We start from the raw sequence: 20,906 nt of genomic DNA on the forward strand, positions 1-20,906 counted from the left end.
ACTGATTTTAAAACTCATATTTGATACTTTAGAGTGTATTAAATATGGGATGAAATGAAGCAATGATTAAGCTAGAGCGAGAATCACTATTATTAGAAGTGGCGAGAGAGTTGATTCTTGAGTCTGGTATGGTTTCTTTTACATTTACTGACATTGCCAAACGAGCAGAAGTCTCTAGAGCGACGCTGTATAAATATTTTTCAGGTAAAGAAGATGTGCTTGTGTCTCTGTTTGTTCGTGATGCGAATAATACGCGGCAGATGTTGTTGGATATTCAAGACTATGAGCCATTAAACGATCGTGAAAAGTTAATCACGGCACTATTGGCTCCTGTATCGATCTCATCGGATAGCAAGAATCGTTTAGGTATCACTTTTCTGAGTGCAAACCCTGGTATCTACCTTTTTGCAGGAAAAAGTCAGCAAGAGGAGTTGGAAAGGCTCATCGAGCAGCTAAAAAATATTCACACTCAGTTTTGGATGACACCCATGAAAAAAGGCACCTTGATTACGACTCAAGAGCAGCTTGTTAAGGTGATGGCAGCCGTTTACCCCTATCAGAGAGGTTGTGTACTCATTCCCCAAAGTATTATGACCTTAGGTAACCACATCAACCGTTCGCTGTTCGATGTGTATGAAAACCTGATGCTCTATACCGATAAGCTCGAGTGGCATGAAGATCATAAAACAGTCGAGTATGACAAGGTACTAAAGGCGATTGGAAAGTTTGAGCGTGACTGTATGATCGCCTGCTAGCTCAGCATATTTAAGTAACTTTGTGTTTTTGGGCACTTATCCAGCATAGGCTGTAATAGCGGATACTTTTCAGAGGCTGTTTTAATGATAAATAGAGCTATAACTTGTGTTGAGTTTCTCTCGGTGGGGAGTTGCTCCGCGCAATAGGCTAATGCGATTAAGCATTGCGTCAAATCATCACAATCCTCACAATCCTCAGATTTTTCGAGTGCACAAGTGGCGATATAGTTGCTCACTTTAGTCAGAGTGACATGTTTAAATACTTGGGTGATATTAAGCTCTTGACTGATGAAAAATTCAAGTTTTTTTGAGAGTTTTACTATTCTATATTGGCGTTGAATGAGATTCATCTGATCTACCTTTCTAGTACTTTACTATTATCTATTATCTCAATTAGACATTTGTATATGAAGTTGTTTGTCGTAAAGATTTGAACCTGATAGCAAATTTCATTCTGATTTGACGATGAGACAATCATAAAAAAGCCCATACCTGATAGGCATGGGCGACTGATTGGAATGACTATGTTATTAGGAAGGGGTAAGCAGTTGTAACTTATCGCTCCATACTTCCCCCGCCGTGCCATCCATTTGTGACCATTCTGGCTCTTCGGTGAAACCTTTAACCGAGAAGTGATCGCCATCTTGTTTGATAAGGCTGATGACAACGCTAAGATCATTGCTGCCGTTAGCGTTGGCAACTTCGATAATGAGCTCGCCGACTGAGTTCACCTCCCAGATCAGCTCTTCGACTGTTGTCTCACCATTGTCAGTTTCTGTTAAGGTGCCGCTACCATCTATATTTAGGAGCAAAATGGTTTCGATAGCGCCATCTGAATCAAAACTTTTCAACATTCTATTGGCGAGCATATCAGAGGTAAATCTGGCTTCACTGCCATCTCTACAGCTTGTCACTAAGGTCTAATACTCGCTAAAGGAAACCAAAGTCTCAGCAACAGGTTGATCGGTTTCATCGTCCCAAGTCGAGTCGCCTTCATGGCAGACAAAGTCACTATTGTCAGGCTCTGGAAGAGGGAATAATTTCATTTTATCACTCCATACCTCACCAGCGGTTCCATCCATAGGCGACCAGTCATTGTCTTCGACAAATCCCTTGATAGAGAAGTGATCGCCATCTTGCTTAATCAAGCTGATCACTGCCCTGATGTCGTTAGTGCCAGTTGAGTTACCCACCTCGAGGATTAACTCTCCTGCGTCATTGACGACCCAATGATAGTTTTCAACCATAGGCTCATCACTGTCATTGTCGGTATGGCTGCCCGTATCATCAACATTGAATGTCAAAATGCTTTCTATCTCGCCATCTGAGTCAAAAGATTTAAGCTTTTGACCAGCTAGCATCTCAGTATTGAATAGTTGAGGTTCGCCTGCTCTGCAGTTAGCGACTAGGGCAAGGTATTCGCTATATGAGCGAGTTGTGCCCTCTTTAGGTTGATCTGTTTCATCATCCCAATCGGAATCCCCGTCACGGCAGACAAAGTCATTGTGTTCCGGTTCTGACGGCATGACATTGTCGAGAAGAGTGAGATCTAGATTTTCTAAAATGTCATTTTTAGCGGCGAGATTAAATACCCATTCGTCATCATCGGATATCTGGCCAGCGGCTGTATATTCACCTCTTCTGACTGCACCTTCAAATTCGGTGAACAACAATTCTCCTATATCATCGTCATCACTGTCGCCAAAATCCCGCACACTTTCAGGCAATGCCAATAGGAGTAACCTTTGATCCAAAACGGTTACATCACGCCAGGTCCCTGTTGCAAAAAGGGAGGCGACATTGCTGACTTCTCCTGAGTCGCTTTGAGCTTGCCACTCAATTTTGTAGTAGTTAGCTGCACCTCCATCGATCATCTCGGCGATGATAGAACGACTACCGTCCCAACCCACATGAGGGCCGATAATGTTATCGACTGTTCCATCTGATGCTGTGGTGGATATAAGACTACTCAAAGTAACTACAGGCCCATCCATCTCACTATCCGCGGTATGTGCCCACACGCTATTACACATGCCCTCGAACATCTCGTCTTCATGGCAGCCATTCCAGTTGAAGATAGAGTAAACATCATTGATATTACTGAAGCTTAATTCGAATGCTTCAGCTCCAGTACTAAAAGTAACTGTTTCTGGGATCACTTTATGCCAGATATCAGTGTCTACTTGCTCTGATAAAAATAGCTTTATCTTTAGATCGATGACAGAGATCTGTTTGGCAAAAATAAGCTCACTTAACACGGCTAGATCTGAATTGATTAAGGTAATGCTACCGTCATCATTTAGATCGCCAATGACAAAGTTATCATTACTGACAACCCAGCCTGATTCGGTGAGAATAAGATCATCTTCATCATTCATCTCTTCTTCAGTAACAAACTCACCGTCAAGCAGCTTAAATCTAACTTCTGCTGACGTTTGAGTCTCAGCGTCATAGGTTAAAGTGCCATAGGTTAAAGTGCCATAGGATAGCGCCAACATATCGTCGTAATAACCATCATCGAAAAAGTTAATTCCATCGCCACTGACTAACTCGGTTAAATTAGCTGCTGCTGCGGTGGCTTCGGTGTTACGGATCTGAACTTGACCTTCGAGATCCTCCGTAGAGACAGTGCTGGCATCGACAACAGTGTCTGACTCGAGCACATCTTCGGGATCAAATTCGCCTCCTTGTTCGTTAACAAATTCCACTTCGCTGACGATCTCATCCAGCGCTTCGATGATCTGATCGACAATAAGACCAATGATATCGTCGGCTGAAATACCTGCGTCATCGGCGGCTGTTTGAATAGCATCGAAATTGTTGGCGATAAGTTGAGCGGTAACTTGGGCAACATGGTGCAGTCGCTCATATTCCTCTTGAACATCGGCCTCCAACTCGGCATTGAGCTGTTGGGCAACATAGTCTTGGCTGAGTGCTAAAGTCGTTCCCAGCAGCCCTTGTAAGCTTGCTTCTGCATCTGCCAGTTCATTACCTTGTTCAACCTCATTTTGCACCATAGTGGTTAATGGGCTGACGAATTCATATCCTACCGGGGCAGTCATTGTATAGGGTTGAGTAATTGCTTCACCGGTATCCTCATCGACGACACCAGCTGTGACTTCAACCAGCAACGGGAAGTTCTCTATCTGCTCTTGAGTCGCATCAGTGATAGAGAAGTCACCCCCAGCTGTGCTGGTGGCACTAGGCTCACCCTCATCGCAGAGTTTATTTTGATTCAGATCTAAACAAACCTTAGCGCCAACAAGATAGCCATCGGCAACTTTACCGCTCATCACTATTGGGGTGGGCTCAGGCGGTGGCTCTGGTGTAGGAGTATGTCATTACTGTCACTGCCTCCCCCACAGGCACTAAGGATTGGGAGGGTTAAAGATAGAAAGAGTATATGTTTGGTGTTCATCAAATCGCTCCATTGATCTTGATGGGGTATTGGAATATCCATTTTTTTATGAGTAAAGTAATCATGACTAATTAGTGTCATGGGTTGGTATCAATCACTATTTTGGGAGATTGGTAGTAGGGCACGATCCGCAATAAAAAGAGTCAAATTTGTTATTTAACTTGTTGGTTTTTTAAGCGTGGAAGTCAGCTAAGGTTTGTGCCAAATATTTCTTGATAGGAAGGTGTTTCAATATGTGTACTGGTGAAAGTGAGTAAAACTTGATTGATTATAATGTTAATATTTCACGTATTTGTTGAGCTTTCTCTCGTCCTATGCCCTCGACTTTGATGAGTTCCTCTTCTGGCGCGGTAAAGATTGATTCGAGACTGTCAAAATGAGTTAAAAGGCGTTTAGCTAATTTAGGCCCTATTTGTGGCAGGCTTTGGAGTATGAATAGTTGGCGGTTTTTTTGGCGCTTAGGCTTTCTGCCATTTGATATAACTCCAGTTTCTTTACTGTTTAATTGAGTAGCACAAAAGTAGAGTATTTTAGCCGATTCAGCTTGGGATAAACTGCGAAGAATAGGCATATTGAAGTTGATAGCAATAGAGCACAACGCCCCAATTAATGCTTCACGAGTAATGTCATAAGAGGCTATATCACGAGAAGAACCTTCAATAAGCAGTGCGGTATTATAGTCACATTCCGATAATCACCCAGTGTTAATCGTTTTTTTACTAGGTAGAGACTCGTGTGAAGTGACAGTTGTTCTAATAACGTTTCAGCATGCTCTCGATCGTCATAGGCAATTTCAATTAGGGTTTTATTCATCCTGAATACTTCATTAATCCTTTGGCTTTGCTGAGTCTAGCCCAAAATAGCTTAGCGTGTATGCTCATGCAGCTTGTATCTCTGCTAGCAGTGACTCTGTGGCGTGAGGTTAATCAAATAGGAAGTGTTTAATATATAACGGTAAATTTGTGCAGCAAAGGTGATAACATGATACTAATCTACTCAGTTGCTTAAGGGATCTTGATGGCGTTGTTTTTAAGTCTATCTAACCAAATGTGTAAAATGCTGAAAGTGCCACTTGAGCGGATAACTGATGCCGATGGTAATAACCCTGGAGTGCAGCCGATTAGCACTAATGCTAATCGTGTGAGTTGGCAAGGGCAGGTTATTCAGCTATCGGGCCGTCAATGGCAACCCTATGATGATGGTAGTTGGCTGGTGGTGTTTATGGAGTCCCATAGCCGCTACTGCATGATAATTCATTATCCGCGTAAGCCAGATTGGGAGACGTTGCAGCAAGATTTCTATCGTCACTGGAAGTTACACGCTATTGGCTGGCTGCGATCTAATGGTTTTATTCAAAACGATGATGATGGTATGCAGATACTCGACAATATCGAGTATTACTTTGAACAAACTAAGGTTACGAGTTTTCGTAATTTAGATCGCAGCATAGGCGCCCATATTGCTGAAATACAGTACTATTTACACTCACTTTTTGATGACCATAAACCGTGCTATTTTGACAGCGAAGAGGCGTGGGAACTGAGTATGTTTATCAATCAGCAGCCGCGAAAGATTAATGGGCTGCGCAGTAAAAAACACCAGTTCATCCCGGTTGAGCGTTTTATCGACGATGCCCTATACCGTTTTGCCTCAGGTATTAGTGCCGATGACTTCCCCGATGTTAAACCGGGGAGTTTCCCCAGCCCCTACCCACAAAAGCCAGTGTTAAAGGCGTTGGAGTAGAACAGAGATTAGGTTGTTATTTGAGGCTATATCAGTCTATAGAGCTTAATTTTCCAGTCAAAGGCCAACCTTCGACAGAAGACAAACAAAAGCCCAGCAGTACACCTTGGCACTACTTTGTCATATTCCTTAATATATTTCGGATCTAGCACTTAAATTACACGCTATAGCGTGCAATTTATAGTTTAACGCTTCTAGCGTGTAATATAGGGTTTAACGGTTGAAGCGTGTGAAACTTGATTTACCTGCTTTAGCGTGTAAAATAGAACTAAGAATAGGTTCTATAGGCAAGTGATCATGAAGGTGACGAACTCAAAGCAGCTTAGCGCGTATCTCAAAGATGCACGATTGAATATGAAGCTCTCGCAAAGCAAAGTGGGTAGTAAAGTCGGTATCCGTCAGGATACCGTTTCAAGCTTTGAACAGAACCCTGACTCCACCAAGTTAGAGACGCTGTTTAAAATCCTGTCAGCACTGAATCTAGAGTTGGATATAAAGGTTAGAAACTCAGAGCTAACGGAGCAGCTTAATGATGATAAAAGCGCCGCCTCCGAGCAAGAGTGGAAGGAGGAGTGGTAATGGCTGTTCTGGATGTTTATGTGAATGGCTATCTGGTAGGTGAATTTACTAAATCGACCACAGGCTCTCATCTGTTTAAGTACGCCCCCAAATGGCTAACAACACCTGGAAGTCGGCCTATTTCATTGTCGATGCCATTGCGATCGCAAGCGTATAAAGGCGATGAAGTTTATAACTTCTTTGATAACTTACTACCAGATAACATGGAGGTGAGAAACAGGATTGTTGCTCGTCATAATGCGCAATCGACACAAGCGTTCGATCTACTCGCTAAAGTCGGCCAAGACAGTGTCGGTGCATTGCAGTTAGTACTTCATGGTCAACACCCTTTTGATGTTAAAAAGATTGAAGCTAAAGATTTATCCGATGAGGCATTGGAAAAAGTGCTCAAAGGTTATCAGTCAGATATTCCGTTAGGCATGCTAGTCGATGAAGATGATTTTCGAATATCGATTGCAGGTGCCCAAGAGAAGACCGCCTTACTTAATTTAGATGGCCGATGGCAACTCCCTATTAAAGCTACACCGACTACGCATATCATTAAGCTGCCTATCGGTGAGATACAGAGCCATTCATATACCATCGATATGAATGACAGCGTTGAAAATGAATACCTGTGCATGATGATAGTGAGGGAGTTTGGCTTAGATGTACCTCATTGCTCAATACTCAAAGTGGGTGATATTAAAGCGCTAGCAGTAGCGCGCTTTGATCGTAAATTATCCAGTGATGGCCAATGGATAATGCGATTGCCGCAAGAGGATTTTTGTCAGACGTTAAATATTCCACCTGCAAAAAAATATGAAAGTCATGGTGGTCCCGGTATTGAACAAATCATGCTTTATCTACTCGGCTCTATGAACTCAGAGCGAGATAGGTACAACTTAATGAAGTCACAAGTGTTGTTTTGGTTATTAGCAGCTACAGATGGGCATGCTAAAAACTTTTCTCTTTTCATCGAGGTTGGTGGCGGATATCGATTAACCCCTTTTTACGACATTATATCCATGTACCCAGTGATAGGCGGCAAGGGGTTAAATATTCGCGATGCAAAGTTGGCTATGGGGCTTAAGGCGACCAAAGGTAAGAAGTATCAAATTGCTCAGATTTTTCCACGGCACTTTCTGCAAACAGCGAAGGCGGTAGGTTTTGATCTCGATGCTATGGTTGATATTTTGCGAGAGGTGGCAGATTCAGTTGATGATGTGATTATGAGGGTAAAGGCTCAGTTGCCCGAAGACTTTCCTGTACATATAAGGGATTCTATTCTCGATGGTTTAAAGGATAGAGCAAAGCGACTGATAGCTGAGTCATATATCTGAAAGGACAGCAATATTCGCTACTCGATGTGTGCTTGAAGATGACTTGCAGTAGACCATCGCTGTCAGTTTAACATTGATAGAATCAAAATTTATCGACATGAGTGGCGAGTATTGAATGCATATGTCGATTGTATCGACATATGCTGAGTTGATATTCCATTAAGCTAGATCACCTGCAAACAAAAGCCCAGCGATAAACTGGGCTTGGACACATTAATTCAAATAGGTAAAAATGTTATTCCACGTTTTGGATCTGAATGTAGTAAAAATCTACATTTTCATTTAAAAACAGTGGTTTACATTGTATTTATTTGGTTTTTTATTGTTTTAGTCACCACTTTAGTACCACTTTGTAAGGTGTGTAAGCCATTTCCCAGTGAGATGAAATATCAACTGTTAAGGGGGTTAATATATGACGCCGTGATGTTCAGTCGCGCAACCGTAACAAACAATAGCCTCGATGCTGTCATTGACCAAACGACTCATTCCCATACCTTCATGGACCTCACCTTTGCAATAGAAGCAATCAGTAGGGTATTTATGCTCACTCTCTATTTTAGTTTTTAGCTCTCTCACTTCAGCAGGGCTTGCTGATAATGGAAGTGTGGCTTTAATGGCGTAACCAGAGTGGCATTCATGTGGGTGAGGCCAAAAGGTCGTTGAATTGAACAGCCGAATCTCATCTTCAAAAATAGCAACTCTAATTTCGTCAAACCTTGAGCTTGTCACTCTATCTATTTGGTTAACGTCAAAGGTCTGTTTATATGTTCCTGTGCATGAGTCTGCTGCGCAAACGGGTATATCACTGATATCAATCAGTCTCGAGTCCACCAGCTGATTGCACTGCTGGCAAACATAGAAATACTCAGAGTTGTCTAATAGATCATATATCTTCTCAAATACATTTTCTCGATGTTTAGCATCGCCTATATTAGTAACAAGCATGAGCTCTAAGTTATCCCGCTGATCATTATTACGATGAACGGTTAAGCTAATCTTTCCACTTAAATCTAACGAATATAACACCCCTATAGATTGGCTACTTCTAGGGCTTTTACTTAAAAGTTCTGAACAATTATATCTATCATCAATCTCTAAATAGCCTAAGAGCCCACAATAAAAATTGAGCTCTGATACATTAAAATGAAAACCTTTGAAATAGATAAACTCTGCAAATTCTCTTATCAACTCTTCGTTGCCAGAGACTGCAATGGCTCCTTGGTCAATGAGAGATTTAACCGTTGGAATGTAATCTGTTTTAACCATGAATATTACCTATACCTTTCCAAGCACTTTCACGTGAGGTATTAAGAGCTTGCTAATCCTAATTAAATATTAGCTGTGGCTTGATAGGATCGCCGCGCTCAAAACCTTGTAAATAGTGATATTGAGCGACACTATCTCAGCTAGCACTTGTTGACGCTAAACAATGGTACCGCTAACCATTGAGCACTTCGCTCTCTAAAGCGGTAAAAGACGCTACAACAGTAGCGCCTTTAAAGGGATAAGCTTTTAAGTCATTTATCTATATGGCCTTACTAATCCTCTAAATAATCATCATTGTTTGGATTATGGGCATCGGCCCAATCATCCATATCCGCATCATTATTTGGATTATTAATATCAGACCAAAGGTCAAGCTCATCATCGCTCATATCAGATGAATCAGGCATACTTTACTCCTTATTTCTTGGGTTGATACTGTGAATTATTGGGGTTGAGCTGGTTGCTCCTATTATCTAGCGCCTTCTGGTAGGCATGGTTAGTACCGCTAGTGCCTTTGTTATCATTTGACTGATTGCTCTTATGGTTTTTGTCGGACATTTTAGTTTTCCTCAAGGTTAGTTGATTATCGATTGCTAAGGGGTTTCAACCGTTACAGTTAAAACCCCTGTAATCGACGAACATCATGTTTAAAGTTTTGAAATGCCCTTCTCTTATCACTGGGGGTAGACGGAACACTCAGGCGCTTCCCCGAGGGAGTGATCAACTTAGGGTGTCGGCCTTTTTTACATGACCAGCCATAGTGATTAACCAGCCTGTTAACCAATACGTTAATATTCTTATCGCTACTGTATTTTTTCATTGGAACATCCATAGATTGCCTGGAAACTCAGAGGTATCCCCTAAAATGGGCCAATGACGTTATGCAACGTTAGTTGCTAAAGGATAACGACCGACAAATGCGTTAAGGTTAAAGTCAATCTCGGCAAAAGCATGTTCCACGCCGACATCTAAGATTGGTTTACTGTGCGAATGGCCTTTTCCCTCACTACTGTTCTGATAAAAACAACCTTCAGGGTTAACCATTAAATAGGATTGCCACATAGCATCGTTATCTTCTTCAACAATAAAATGAGAGAGGATTGAATGACGCTTAACATATGAACGGTACTGCTCTGAGGTGATAGTGAGATTGTGTTCATGAACGGGTAAAACGCGTAGTAATTTCCACTTATCAGGCTGCAGTTGCTGCATAACCTCAACCATATTTTCTCGCCAGTTATAAGCATTAACAACCGTATTGACCTTAAAGCGTCCATTTGGATTTAGCGTGCGATATGCTAGGACTATTTCCATCAAATCTTCAGGAGATAGCCAGTCACCATTTTGGTTAGTGCGCCCAATGTTTGAGGCCAGTAAGCTATCTGCAGTATCAAAGCTCATACCGAGCATATTGAGGTGGGGAGCAATTTTTAGCATCAAAGATGCATTTAAAAGATGGCCATTGGTAATAACAGAAGTCTTAAATCCGAGCTGTTTTGCATAAAGCAGCGCATTGACAAAGCGACGGCCCAACATCAATGGTTCGCCACCAGCAAAGTTGATCCTCACGGAGCGGTAATTGAGTTGCTGTCTGAGGGGGTTATCGAAAAGGAAATACGAGGCTAAATCCTTTAGCAATTGCTTAGTCTTTACTTCACTATGATGAAGCTCCGTAGACGAGCAATTATTTTCCCACGTAGCATAACAATATCCACAATGGTAATTGCACGCTTCGGTCATATGGAAGTTGATAACGAGTTCTTGAATCTGTGTCATGGTGCTCTCCGTTTGTTGATGACCAACACAGATTCACCTAGTGCAATGCACTAACAACACTTTATATAAAAAAATTACATTTTTCTGAATTGATCTAGCAAATCATCAAATTCAACGGCTTCGCGCCGCGATCTTTCAACGTGAAGTTTTAATTGATTTACCGCCTCATTGTCAGTTGTCATCAGGGATGACATTTCTACAGCTCTATCGAGATCACCTTGTAAATAAGCTAGCAGTATATTATCGCTTGGCTCTAAGGTGGCAGATTGAGCTAGCAAGGCGTGTAATAAACTTTGATTTTTTCCCAACGCAAGCTGAGGCAAAACAGCGAAAGGATTAGGCAACTTGTCACTATACAAATCAAAGTCACCAGCCAATGAATCTGCAAACTTGAGTGCTAAACCATTGCTCAAAGCTATCCCCATCAAAGAATTGCTTTCGCCAAACATAACCCTCACCGCCTTAGCACACTCCTCGCGATAAGATTTATCTTCAAAGATGCGCTTCACATCCTTGGGATCATGGAATACAGCATTGAGCAGCAAAGCATTAAAGAGCACTGTCATTTGACCAGGGGCTAGATACTTTGTCTTTCGCTGTACCTTCTGTTCCGTTTCAATTTTTATCAACTTATTTCTGACAAGTGAATCAGCTTTAGTTTTAAGTAGCTGACTCTGGGTCGCTACATCAATGCCAAATAGCTGCCGGATAGCTTGCGGTACAGTTAAACGACTAGCCATTGCAATATGCCTGTTCTAGTAATTGACTCACTCGGAGCCGCTGCAGCTCTTGAACACCCATAGATAAGTTCGAAATGGCCTTTGCCATCTCAAACCAATTACTACTTGCATAACGACTCGAATAACAGCTGTGCGACTGTTGGCTGTACTGCTGTAACACACCAATACAGTAACCTGCACGCATCGCTTCAGCCATAGAAGTGTGAAGCGCTGCATAAGGCCCAACTTTATCTTTATGCTCAAATATTTCTACCACTTCACGGCAGGATTGCTGCAGAAGTTCCGCATCATCGTCTTGAAAGGGAGTTTGTTTGGCCTGAAGCGAGCAGCTAAATATTAAGCCGATAAATACTACATATTTAAAAGCATTCATCACGCTTTCTCCCATGGGTTTTCTGGCGCTTTATAATTTTTCAGGTTCTCTTCAAAGTCACCTGTATCGGTAGATTGGGTGGCGTCAGGTTCAGAACTCGTCTCTGGTATTGGCTCTTTTATAGAGGACGGTGCAGACAATGTTGAATCTTGGGTTTCTTTGTAAAACGGCGAAAGAGGCGTTGCCGCATAGATTGTCAAAATAAAAAGAAGGCATGATGCAAAAGTTTCAATCTCCTCGTATCTATATAAGAACTCAGCCTCTAATCGCCCTTTTTCCGTGAGCTCCATCCACATTGCAATTAACTCGATGAAAGATGCAAGCAAAACCACAGTTGAAACGGCAAATACGAAACGTCGGATCATCTGCCACCAGGTCCAATTTAATTGAGTACCTCGACGATAAAAACGCCAAACAACCAAGCATAACAGAGCAAGTGAGCCTATTTCTGTCAAATCCAACTCGTTGATACCCGTTCCATATTCGAAAAAACTAGCAGGGATAGCAATGAGAGATAGAGCTGCAACAATACCAAGGCTGAGGTAAAGCAAGAAGGTCATGATCCCTGCCGCAAGGTGCCCGAGAATAATATCGATAGTATTCAAAATTGATTTCATTTTTCATCCTTGATAACACGGAAATGCTGGTAAGGACCCCATTTCCAAACGGTCATATCATTGCGCTTTTGTTCTAATGAATCAAGTGGATAAGCCTGGAAGAGTCAATAAAAATATCTTCTACCTAAAACTTGTCCGTCAACGGAATTATCACAAGCTTAATACTATCTTTAAGCTGCATTATCTCCATCGCAGCACTTCCGTGTTAAGTATGGTGTGACAATTGGGGGGGGAATTGATAATCAAAACCTATTTTTCCTATATAGGCCTTCATCGTGCACATGGCTAAAGGATAGTCTTTAGTTAGATTAGAAGAGGTAATGGTGATCTACATGGCAAAAATTAAAGAAATCTATATAGATATCATTAACAATTCAGTATATAAAAATATACACTCTATATAGTTGATTATTATATTTTTAATGAGGTTCATTGGATGTTGAAGCCTATTACTCTAGTTGGTGAACAAAGAAAAGTTTTAACCCTTAGCCATGAAGGACCAATTCAGATAAAAGGTGCTGCGGGAAGTGGTAAAACGACAGTGGCTGTTTACCGAGCTTGTCATTTAATGGATTCTCATTCGGATATGTTTGAACCGAGCAAAGTTGCTATATTCACTTTCAATAAGTCGCTTTCTGGCTACTTGAATGAGTTAACACATAGCCTGAATAAAAACGACTATACAGGCATGAAGATCATTAATTTTCATAAATGGGCATATGCATTTATAAAGGAAAATGGAATAGACCTCTACGATAAAACACTCTTTGATAATAAAATTTTAAGTATTCTTAGGCCCATAGTTAGCTCAATCCCTTTAAATTCAGAAAATAGTCGAATTTTAACTAAATCCACTGATTTTTTTTGTGATGAGATATCTTGGCTGAAAGGCCGGTGTATCAATTCTCTTGATGAATACATCAACGTATCAAGAGTAGGCAGAGGCAAGACTGATAGAGTATTGAAAACTGATAGGCCTGTTATTTGGGAAGTATTTAGTAAGTATAAAGAAGAGCTTGGAAGGATTGGTAAGTGTGATTTTGATGATTATGCCTTACTATGCCTAGCACTTATTGAGAAAAAAGGTGATAAATTTATACCACCTTTCACTCATTTGGTTATTGATGAAGCTCAAGATCTAAATAAGGCTCAAGTTTCTGTTTTAACTAAGGTTGTGTCTCCTAATACTAGTAGTATTACCATTATCGCAGATGCCGCACAACGAATTTACAAAAGTGGCTTTAACTGGAAAGAGGTGGGTCTCAACGTGACAGGTGGAAGAACTGTTGAGTTTAAGAAAAACTATCGAAATACTATAGCGATAGCAAAAGCCGCATTATCTCTATTAGAAAAAGATAATGATTCAGATGATTTCACAAAGGTTGAGCTTGGAACAGTTCCAGGGGAGAAACCTTTGCTTAAAAAGTTGTCTAATTCAGATTCTGAACAGGTATTCATTGCAACGAGGGCTCAGGAGCTTCGTAGAGATTATCCTCAGGATTCAATTTGTATTTTGCATCGTACTCATCAGGGCATATATAAAATTATTAAAAGCCTCGAAAAGATGGGCCTAGAACATGAAAAAATTAATGGTAATGCAGATATTCATTACTCAAAGGCTGATATAAAAATATCAACTATGCAGTCCGTAAAGGGCTTAGAATTTGATCACATTCTTATCTGCGACCTCCATGACGATAACCTACCTGTTAAATCAGGATTTAGTGAACCTGATGATGATTTGCATATCACGACTGAAAGAAGGTTACTTTACACTTGTATGACTAGAGCAGTGAAAAGCTTGACGTTAACATATAGTGGAACGCCCTCTCGCTACTTTAAAGAGATAGATTCAAATTTACTAGAGAGTCATTAATGTATGACGGTTAAGCAAAAAGCTCACAATAGAGGTGTTCAAAGTTTATACCACTTCACTTCTATTGAAAATTTAATGAGTATTATGGAGAGAGGATATCTCTACTCTCGTGAAAAAGTTGATGAGCTAAAGCTAGTTGACGATGGTTATTTTACTGCTGATTACGCAGATCATATGGATGAGGAACGTTTTGATGGCTTAAGAAATTATGTGAATTTAAGTTTATCGCGTCCGAATTGGTATCTTCTGAATAAATACCAAAAACGTCCTGAATTATGTCACCTAGATTGGTGCATATTATGCGTTGAGATCTCGCCTATGTTCGATGATTCCACATTATTTTCCGTTTGTAACGCTGCCTCAAGTACGGCTAAGCGTTACGGAGTTTGTGGTGGAGCTGTAGGGTTTGAACAGATGTTTATGCAAGAGGTTGTTACACCAAGTAGAACTTATACTAGGTACAATCTCCCGCAGTACTTCACTACAGACATTCAAGCAGAGGTTTTAATTAAGGACTCAATTGATACTAAAAACATAAAAACAGTTTTCCTACCAAATCAAAATAAACTTTCTCAATATCGTTCAGCTTTCAATATGTTAGGTTTAAATTCAGATGCCTTCTCTGTGAACCAAGAACTCTTTTCAGGCCCTATATTCAGATAAGACTTTGCTGTGCCGGTAGTTTGTCTTTGTTATCTAAGCCTGAAAGAAACAAATCTTGATATTTTTTTGAGTTATTTAGAAGCGACTCAATTTTGCCCGCTTTAGACAAACTGACATATAAAGCCAAAGAGCGAGCTTGGCAGTTGAAGCTCTTGCTCGGATTGAACTCTATGTCAGTAAAACTATCAAATTTCTTAATAGCATCGGTCAAACTTGGATTTCTGTTTAAAGCATTTAAGTAAATCCAATCATAAAATAGTGTTTTAGGTTCTAATGGCCAAATTCCTTCCTTACCCTGGAACCCAATCAAACTACCTGATTCTTTTAATCTTATATCTCGCTTAGCATCAAGTGGACTGACTTGAAGTAGGTCTTTATAGGGGCCGCCACTTTGAAAAATTTTAGCAGCTTGAAATATGTTCTCAACTGCTACGTCCTTGCCGTTAGCCAGCTTAACCATTAAATTAAATGCGCTCAATGATACCCCAATCCCAAGTGAGCTTTTGGATGATACCTCGAGCGGATTAACCGCTAAGTTAGTTTCAATAATCCTTGTATGTAGTTCTTCTACTGACTTTTGTTTTTGTGTCGCAGCAAAACCAGAGTGCCATTTGAACTCAATTAAATCTTCAGTTACATAAGGGTAATCATCTGATGGTCTAAATACGGGTCTGCTTGCCATTATGTTTTATCTCCTACTGCATCACCTAGCAATCGCTCAATCTCTGCGGCTGTAATTGCCGCTGGTAAAAGCAGGTTCCTACTGAGCTCTCTCTTTCGCTCTAAAAGCTCATTCAACCTGATATCGAAAGATGCTTCACCATACTTTGGGTGTACGGCCATCGGGTAATGTATATGCACAGGTTTCTGCTGACCAATTCGATATATACGATCCGAACATTGATCTTCTACAGCGGGATTCCACCAGCGAGACAAGTGAATCACATGATTTGCTTGAGTAAGTGTTAAACCTACTCCACCAGCTTTAGGAGATAGCAACATGACATTAAACTCACCTTCCGGAGTACGCTGGAACACATCAACTAACTGCTTACGCTTCGCACCATTGATCGAGCCATTTATTCGAGCTGGTGGGTGCTGCATTTGATAGCGCTGCTGAAGATACGGAACCAATAAGGCCTGAAGCTTCAGTGATTCAATGAAGATCAGAGCTCGCTCTCCAGCCGTATGAATGGTATCTAAAATACCAATGGTTTCTTTAAGTCTTGCGGAGCTTTCAATATGATCGTTAGTTAACCCTTCTGCTCCAACTTCAACTGAAAACAAACTCACTTTACGGAGTTGTTGAATCACTTCTAGTACTCGCCCTTTTTCGGTATTAACTTGGGCATTGCTGACAATAACAGAATAGTCTTGGGCCTGTTGTGGTGTCATTTCGCGCTGATAATGTTTAGTGTGCTTCTTAGGTAGCCCTTGTAGGTGCTCTTCTTTCATTCTTCGCATTAAAATCGCAGGTGAAACGTCATCGACTAATCTTGATTTTAAAGCTTCTGCGGCAGCAACTGGGTCATCAGCTTTAACATAAGTATTGTGGAACTCAGATAACGCACCTAGATAGCCTGGCTCTACAGCATCAATAATACTCCACAGATCTTTCAGCTCATTCTCAACAGGTGTGCCAGTGACTGCTACTGAAAAGTCACAAGACAACGACTTAGCCATTTCAGTCATTCTCGATACAGGGTTCTTAATTTTCTGAACTTCATCAAAAGTGACGCATGCCCACTGGATAGGCAGGAAATATAAAATCTTATCTCTTAACGTTTCATAGGTAGTCAATACCCAGTCCGCGCCTTCAAAAGCTCGTTTACGCTCTAATGCAGACATGCCACTAAGTGACTTCATTCCTGGACCGTATGCCTCGAAAATACGGCCTAGACCAGGTTTGTTTAAATGTACCGCCTCTTCATCTTTCCAGTTCTTCAGCAGACCTGAAGGAGCAACTATTAACATAGGCTTGTTGGGGTATACATTATCGTTCATTGCTTCTTTTATCCAAGCCATAAACGCAAGGCTTTGCAATGTCTTACCTAACCCCATATCATCCGCTAAAAGCACCCCATTACTACCTTGCTTCCAGTGTTCTTGAAGCCAGGAAACACCGATTTTTTGATGTGGGTATAACGATACAGTTTGAAGTAACTCGGGTAACTCACAATTCAAGCCTGCCCTTGGAGTCTTGCGGATCTGATACTCAAGTTCTTCAATATTATCCGTAGTTATAGGAACCAATGTTTCAATGGATCGGCCTTCAGCTTCAACGTTATTATCTTTATCAGAATCACCAGATACCGCTTTAGCAACTCTTTGAACCGCAGCCAAAGTTTCTGGGTTTGCGGGGATCTCTTGATTGCCGTGCTGAACGGTAGAATCGCCTTTTGCTATTGCGTCTTCTATTTTTTCGCTCAAGCCAACGGCGTCCTCAGGGGTGATCTCAATTACCTGTTCACCAAGGATAAGAGTCAGGATTTCATCATCAGGTACCCAGCTAGTCGAATTTTCCAGTCTATAGGCACAGAGCTTTGGCTCCCAAACCCCCAATTGTTGTATTCGAAGGCTTAAAAACTCAGGTGTTTCGACAAAAAACTGCTCAACTTCCTCTTCACTAAATTGCTGTTCGAGTGATTGAGTTATTTTTCCTGCTGGATTGGCAATAAATGCGAGTCTCTCTTGTACAGTCCCCTTCTGAACACCTCTTACTACGTTCATCGCTTCGACCATACGTGGTGACAAGATTACATATTGTCCTTGTCCTAGTGCGTAATGGGGGACGCAGCTTTTCTTGCCTGAAAACTGCTTAGAAAAAGTTTTCTCATATTGTCTAGGAAGCAGTGAATTGTATTCGGTAATATCACCATCAAAGTCAGTCACTGGCGTAACCAGTACCGGATGTACTCGCCCTTTGGAGTCAATATCTAAAGTAAATCGATTTGCGGAAGATACGGTAATCGTGTTTAGTTGACCATCTACGACAGCATCCTTTGGTAAAAACTGCTGTAAGATCCCCCAAGCCAACATTTTACTATCAATATCTTCAAAGTTAGTCTGTTGAAAAGCATCAATATGGCTAATTAAAGAGAAAAGGGGCTCGTTTAACAGATAACTATTAGCTCCCTGTTTAATTATTGCACCATCGCGTTTTAACCCCATCATAGGCCTAGAACGCGTATCCAACCATATAGCATTCAATTTGAATGTTGGTGTATGTATAGGTCCGATACCAGATATCTTTATTTTGAAGGGAACAAGAGCTGGCAAGCCTAATTGAAGAACTTCTGTAGCATCACATTGAGCAATTACACTTTCTTTAACGTCAATATAAGATGTTCCATCATTAACACACTCTTGTTCAAGCCAGCTGAGCAGGGGAGCGACAGAGCCTAACCTATTATGGGTAGTGTGAATAACAAAACTGCCCCAATTCGTCGTAGGTACAGTGATACCACCAGCTTCTAGTTGAAAACGAAACGTGTCATCAATTTTTTGCCAACTCAAATTTGCCTTGCTCATTTCTAGACCCGCATATAGTTGTTATATCTGATGGTTATTCCGGTGTAGCTCTTAATAAAGTCACTTAATTTACTTTGCCAGCCACCATTTACAGACCCGTGATGTCCTTCTTCGAGGTAGGGCATTTGGACCAGCATCTGTTTGCTATATTCTGTCAAGTAGAAGCGTGGTGTGTACTTACTCGTATCTAACCATGCTCGATAGCTTCCTGAGTGGCTCCATTCTGTAATGATCAGGTTTCCGATTCTCAATATCAAAGCTGAATGCCGACTGCTTACGCCTGACCCACGCATAAACGCACCGTAACTAGAACCACCTTTTAAAAACTGATTGGACATGGACTTCGCATATGGGCCCAATACCAACCAGGCTTCATCAATAGCCTCAACATCAAGGTAGGCTTTCCAGAAGGCCTTACGGTATCTCCAATGCCTATCAGCGGTTTCATCGCCACGAGAGACGTAATCAAGTAGTGAGAAGAAGTCTTCAAGTGTGCTTTCAACCATCCAGGACAAAAATACTTTCTTCGCCACTTCGCTCACATTTGCCCATAAACCATTGTGAACACGTGGATCTTTGAAGTATCCAAGCACAAAGCCTTTTATTGTTTCTTTTACATCGCTACGAGGCTTTTGCTGTTGAAATGGAAGTAGCAATGCTTCAATCAAATGCGCTCGATATGAAGGATATTTCAATGCTCTTTGCTGAGTAATCGATTCTCGGAGTATTTGATCGACAGTTTGCTTTTGCCACTCATGTGAGGCTAATAATGGTTTAGTTTTGTTTAAAAACTCTAGGTAGGTAAGTTGAGCTAACTTTCCTGTCGCTAGCGCACCAGTCAGACCAGCTCGTTCGTACAGCTCATCGAGTGATTCACCATCATCAAGGTAATGAAGTAGGGCTTTATGCCCATTGGGTTCAAGTAGATCAAATTCCTCACAGCGTCCCCATATGGTCATTGATTTATGATCGAAAGAGTAACGCAAAGCGTAAGATAGCGATTGTCGAATTGCCTCAAATCCCTGCCTCTGGTATGGGTAAGTCAGCATCAATACATAGTAAATTGTCAGCCAGCCACGCTTATACTGTCTTCTAGCTAACTCCTGTGAATAGGAAAGCCAGAATCCGTCTATGGCCATCAAGTTATCCCGACCTTGAGAGGGAGCAGAAAATAACATCCAAGCAAATGTTCGCAGACTGCGTTTAGACAATTTTGGCCACAAAAAAGGCTCTGCAATTGCTGCTATGGCCTTACGGTACTCAGCTTGTAGTTCAAACTCTGATGGCTTAGCAGCATCAAACTCTCCCAGAGTGATCAGAGCTCGTTGAGTCGCAATATCTAGCTTACTATGCTCAAACGCATGGCGATTGAGGTTAAATGCGATAGGCAATTGATTAAGTTTGGCTTTAAGTGACATAAATTAGCCTTTAAAACCGTTCATCAACAGCGCCTTTTCTGCATCGGTAAACTCTGGGGGGGTCATGATAAATCTAAGATCTATACGACGATTTGCTTGATCATCTGTTGCGACTTGATGGCGGTGACCATCTAAGGGCCTCTCTTCGCCATAACCTGATACGCTGAAAATTGCCTCATTGTTATTATTATCCATAGACTTCAAGCGATTAGACGCCCCGACTAACTCCATATAAGTACGAATGGCTCTGTTTACCGATAACTGCCAGTTTAGTCGGCCACTATCATCACCTCTATATCGAGTATTATCTGTATGTCCTTCAATAAAAATAGCTTCTAAATAGGCGTGTTCCTCTGCCATATACTCTTTACAAGATGAAATCGATGGCGCTAAGTTCACTGCAAAACAAGGTAAAACATCTTCTAGGACATGACGAATGGCCGTTAATTTAACTAAGTTGTCTTCATTTAACTCTGCAGAACCAGATGCAAAAGTAATGGCGTTTTCAGTTAAACGTAACACACCATGAGCCTCGTCTATATTAACAATAATCCCATGTTCCTCTTTCAATCTTAGCTGTAACTCTTGAAGCAACTGAGCACGAATATAGTCGTTACTTTCCATGCGTTTTTTCACGGCATTTAGACGCTCAATTTCAGTTTCCATCTTTTTCTGAACCTGTGCGGTTCTTTGCGCTGCATCCTGAAAGTTAAGAATGAAAGCCACTAAAGTAATAATAAAGATAAATACCAAGCCAGACATCAAGTCACTTACCGAAACGAGGTAGCCAGAGTCCTCGTCAATTTCACATTCGTTGTCACTGTTCATG

Annotated in this window: 21 protein-coding genes and 1 pseudogene; 6 read left to right on the top strand and 16 right to left on the bottom strand. The window is 41.2% G+C overall.

Annotated elements, in window-relative coordinates; translation table 11 throughout:
* Nucleotides 1-62 precede the first annotated feature (62 nt).
* A complete protein-coding gene (locus HWQ47_RS01955; protein ID WP_269969527.1) occupies nucleotides 63-755 on the top strand; it encodes a TetR/AcrR family transcriptional regulator in 693 nt (230 codons plus the stop codon).
* Here HWQ47_RS01955 and HWQ47_RS01960 read toward each other — a convergent pair.
* The 4 genes and pseudogenes from HWQ47_RS01960 to HWQ47_RS28035 all read right to left on the bottom strand — a co-directional run bounded on the left by HWQ47_RS01960 (nucleotide 752) and on the right by HWQ47_RS28035 (nucleotide 4,986).
* Nucleotides 752-1,105, bottom strand: coding sequence for a hypothetical protein (locus HWQ47_RS01960; protein WP_269969528.1), 354 nt, complete (start codon nucleotides 1,103-1,105; stop codon nucleotides 752-754). The two genes, HWQ47_RS01955 and HWQ47_RS01960, sit on opposite strands and share 4 nt — an antisense overlap.
* 180 nt (nucleotides 1,106-1,285) lie before the next feature.
* On the bottom strand, nucleotides 1,286-1,669 hold the full coding sequence (locus HWQ47_RS01965) for a hypothetical protein (protein ID WP_269969529.1): 384 nt from the start codon (nucleotides 1,667-1,669) through the stop codon (nucleotides 1,286-1,288).
* 6 nt (nucleotides 1,670-1,675) lie between these two features.
* Nucleotides 1,676-4,051, bottom strand: coding sequence for a hypothetical protein (locus tag HWQ47_RS01970; protein ID WP_269969530.1), 2,376 nt, complete (start codon nucleotides 4,049-4,051; stop codon nucleotides 1,676-1,678).
* 390 nt (nucleotides 4,052-4,441) lie between these two features.
* A pseudogene (locus HWQ47_RS28035) lies at nucleotides 4,442-4,986 on the bottom strand (helix-hairpin-helix domain-containing protein).
* Nucleotides 4,987-5,190: 204 nt separating this feature from the next.
* On the opposite strand from HWQ47_RS28035, the gene HWQ47_RS01980 reads away from it, so the two are divergent.
* From HWQ47_RS01980 to HWQ47_RS01990, 3 genes are all read left to right on the top strand, one after another.
* The gene (locus HWQ47_RS01980) at nucleotides 5,191-5,916 is read left to right on the top strand and encodes an amino acid adenylation (RefSeq protein WP_269969532.1); all 726 of its coding nucleotides are present in this window, start codon (nucleotides 5,191-5,193) and stop codon (nucleotides 5,914-5,916) included.
* A gap of 297 nt (nucleotides 5,917-6,213) precedes the next feature.
* Nucleotides 6,214-6,495 (top strand): helix-turn-helix domain-containing protein, encoded by a 282-nt coding sequence (locus HWQ47_RS01985; RefSeq protein ID WP_269969533.1) that lies wholly within the window; start codon nucleotides 6,214-6,216, stop codon nucleotides 6,493-6,495.
* Nucleotides 6,495-7,817, top strand: coding sequence for a type II toxin-antitoxin system HipA family toxin (locus HWQ47_RS01990; RefSeq protein ID WP_269969534.1), 1,323 nt, complete (start codon nucleotides 6,495-6,497; stop codon nucleotides 7,815-7,817). Before HWQ47_RS01985 ends, HWQ47_RS01990 begins: the two co-directional genes overlap by 1 nt.
* A gap of 405 nt (nucleotides 7,818-8,222) precedes the next feature.
* On the opposite strand, the gene HWQ47_RS01995 is transcribed toward HWQ47_RS01990, so the two are convergent.
* The 8 genes from HWQ47_RS01995 to HWQ47_RS02030 form a co-directional block, all read right to left on the bottom strand.
* On the bottom strand, nucleotides 8,223-9,083 hold the full coding sequence (locus HWQ47_RS01995; RefSeq protein ID WP_269969535.1) for a hypothetical protein: 861 nt from the start codon (nucleotides 9,081-9,083) through the stop codon (nucleotides 8,223-8,225).
* Nucleotides 9,084-9,355: 272 nt separating this feature from the next.
* Nucleotides 9,356-9,490, bottom strand: a complete 135-nt coding sequence (locus tag HWQ47_RS02000; protein ID WP_269969536.1) for a hypothetical protein — start codon at nucleotides 9,488-9,490, stop codon at nucleotides 9,356-9,358.
* 10 nt (nucleotides 9,491-9,500) lie between these two features.
* Entirely contained in the window at nucleotides 9,501-9,641 is a 141-nt protein-coding gene (locus HWQ47_RS02005; protein WP_269969537.1) for a hypothetical protein, read from the bottom strand.
* Between the two features lie 58 nt (nucleotides 9,642-9,699).
* On the bottom strand, nucleotides 9,700-9,903 hold the full coding sequence (locus HWQ47_RS02010) for a hypothetical protein (RefSeq protein WP_269969538.1): 204 nt from the start codon (nucleotides 9,901-9,903) through the stop codon (nucleotides 9,700-9,702).
* 59 nt (nucleotides 9,904-9,962) lie between these two features.
* Nucleotides 9,963-10,859, bottom strand: a complete 897-nt coding sequence (locus HWQ47_RS02015; protein WP_269969539.1) for a viperin family antiviral radical SAM protein — start codon at nucleotides 10,857-10,859, stop codon at nucleotides 9,963-9,965.
* Between the two features lie 74 nt (nucleotides 10,860-10,933).
* Nucleotides 10,934-11,599, bottom strand: coding sequence for a hypothetical protein (locus tag HWQ47_RS02020; RefSeq protein WP_269969540.1), 666 nt, complete (start codon nucleotides 11,597-11,599; stop codon nucleotides 10,934-10,936).
* Nucleotides 11,592-11,972 (bottom strand): hypothetical protein, encoded by a 381-nt coding sequence (locus HWQ47_RS02025; RefSeq protein ID WP_269969541.1) that lies wholly within the window; start codon nucleotides 11,970-11,972, stop codon nucleotides 11,592-11,594. The genes HWQ47_RS02020 and HWQ47_RS02025 overlap by 8 nt, the downstream gene beginning before the upstream one ends.
* Nucleotides 11,972-12,589 carry a hypothetical protein gene (locus HWQ47_RS02030; protein ID WP_269969542.1) on the bottom strand — a complete coding sequence of 206 codons (618 nt, stop codon included), beginning with the start codon at nucleotides 12,587-12,589 and terminating at the stop codon, nucleotides 11,972-11,974. The genes HWQ47_RS02025 and HWQ47_RS02030 overlap by 1 nt, the downstream gene beginning before the upstream one ends.
* 436 nt (nucleotides 12,590-13,025) lie before the next feature.
* Between HWQ47_RS02030 and HWQ47_RS02035 the strand changes: the two genes are divergently transcribed.
* Both HWQ47_RS02035 and HWQ47_RS02040 read left to right on the top strand, forming a co-directional pair.
* The gene (locus HWQ47_RS02035; protein ID WP_269969543.1) at nucleotides 13,026-14,465 is read left to right on the top strand and encodes a DEAD/DEAH box helicase; all 1,440 of its coding nucleotides are present in this window, start codon (nucleotides 13,026-13,028) and stop codon (nucleotides 14,463-14,465) included.
* A gap of 3 nt (nucleotides 14,466-14,468) precedes the next feature.
* Entirely contained in the window at nucleotides 14,469-15,128 is a 660-nt protein-coding gene (locus tag HWQ47_RS02040) for a DarT ssDNA thymidine ADP-ribosyltransferase family protein (protein ID WP_269969544.1), read from the top strand.
* On the opposite strand, the gene HWQ47_RS02045 is transcribed toward HWQ47_RS02040, so the two are convergent.
* From HWQ47_RS02045 to HWQ47_RS02060, 4 genes are read right to left on the bottom strand one after another with little or no spacing between them, the layout of a single operon-like run.
* The gene (locus HWQ47_RS02045) at nucleotides 15,121-15,810 is read right to left on the bottom strand and encodes a DarT1-associated NADAR antitoxin family protein (RefSeq protein WP_269969545.1); all 690 of its coding nucleotides are present in this window, start codon (nucleotides 15,808-15,810) and stop codon (nucleotides 15,121-15,123) included. The two genes, HWQ47_RS02040 and HWQ47_RS02045, sit on opposite strands and share 8 nt — an antisense overlap.
* Nucleotides 15,810-18,659, bottom strand: a complete 2,850-nt coding sequence (locus HWQ47_RS02050) for a DEAD/DEAH box helicase (protein WP_269969546.1) — start codon at nucleotides 18,657-18,659, stop codon at nucleotides 15,810-15,812. The genes HWQ47_RS02045 and HWQ47_RS02050 overlap by 1 nt, the downstream gene beginning before the upstream one ends.
* Nucleotides 18,660-18,661: 2 nt before the next feature.
* Nucleotides 18,662-20,077, bottom strand: a complete 1,416-nt coding sequence (locus HWQ47_RS02055; RefSeq protein ID WP_269969547.1) for an EH signature domain-containing protein — start codon at nucleotides 20,075-20,077, stop codon at nucleotides 18,662-18,664.
* Nucleotides 20,078-20,080: 3 nt separating this feature from the next.
* Nucleotides 20,081-20,905 (bottom strand): OmpA/MotB family protein, encoded by an 825-nt coding sequence (locus HWQ47_RS02060; RefSeq protein WP_269969548.1) that lies wholly within the window; start codon nucleotides 20,903-20,905, stop codon nucleotides 20,081-20,083.
* Nucleotide 20,906 lies beyond the last annotated feature (1 nt).

This window comes from Shewanella sp. MTB7 (genome assembly GCF_027571385.1).
Classification (GTDB): domain Bacteria; phylum Pseudomonadota; class Gammaproteobacteria; order Enterobacterales; family Shewanellaceae; genus Shewanella.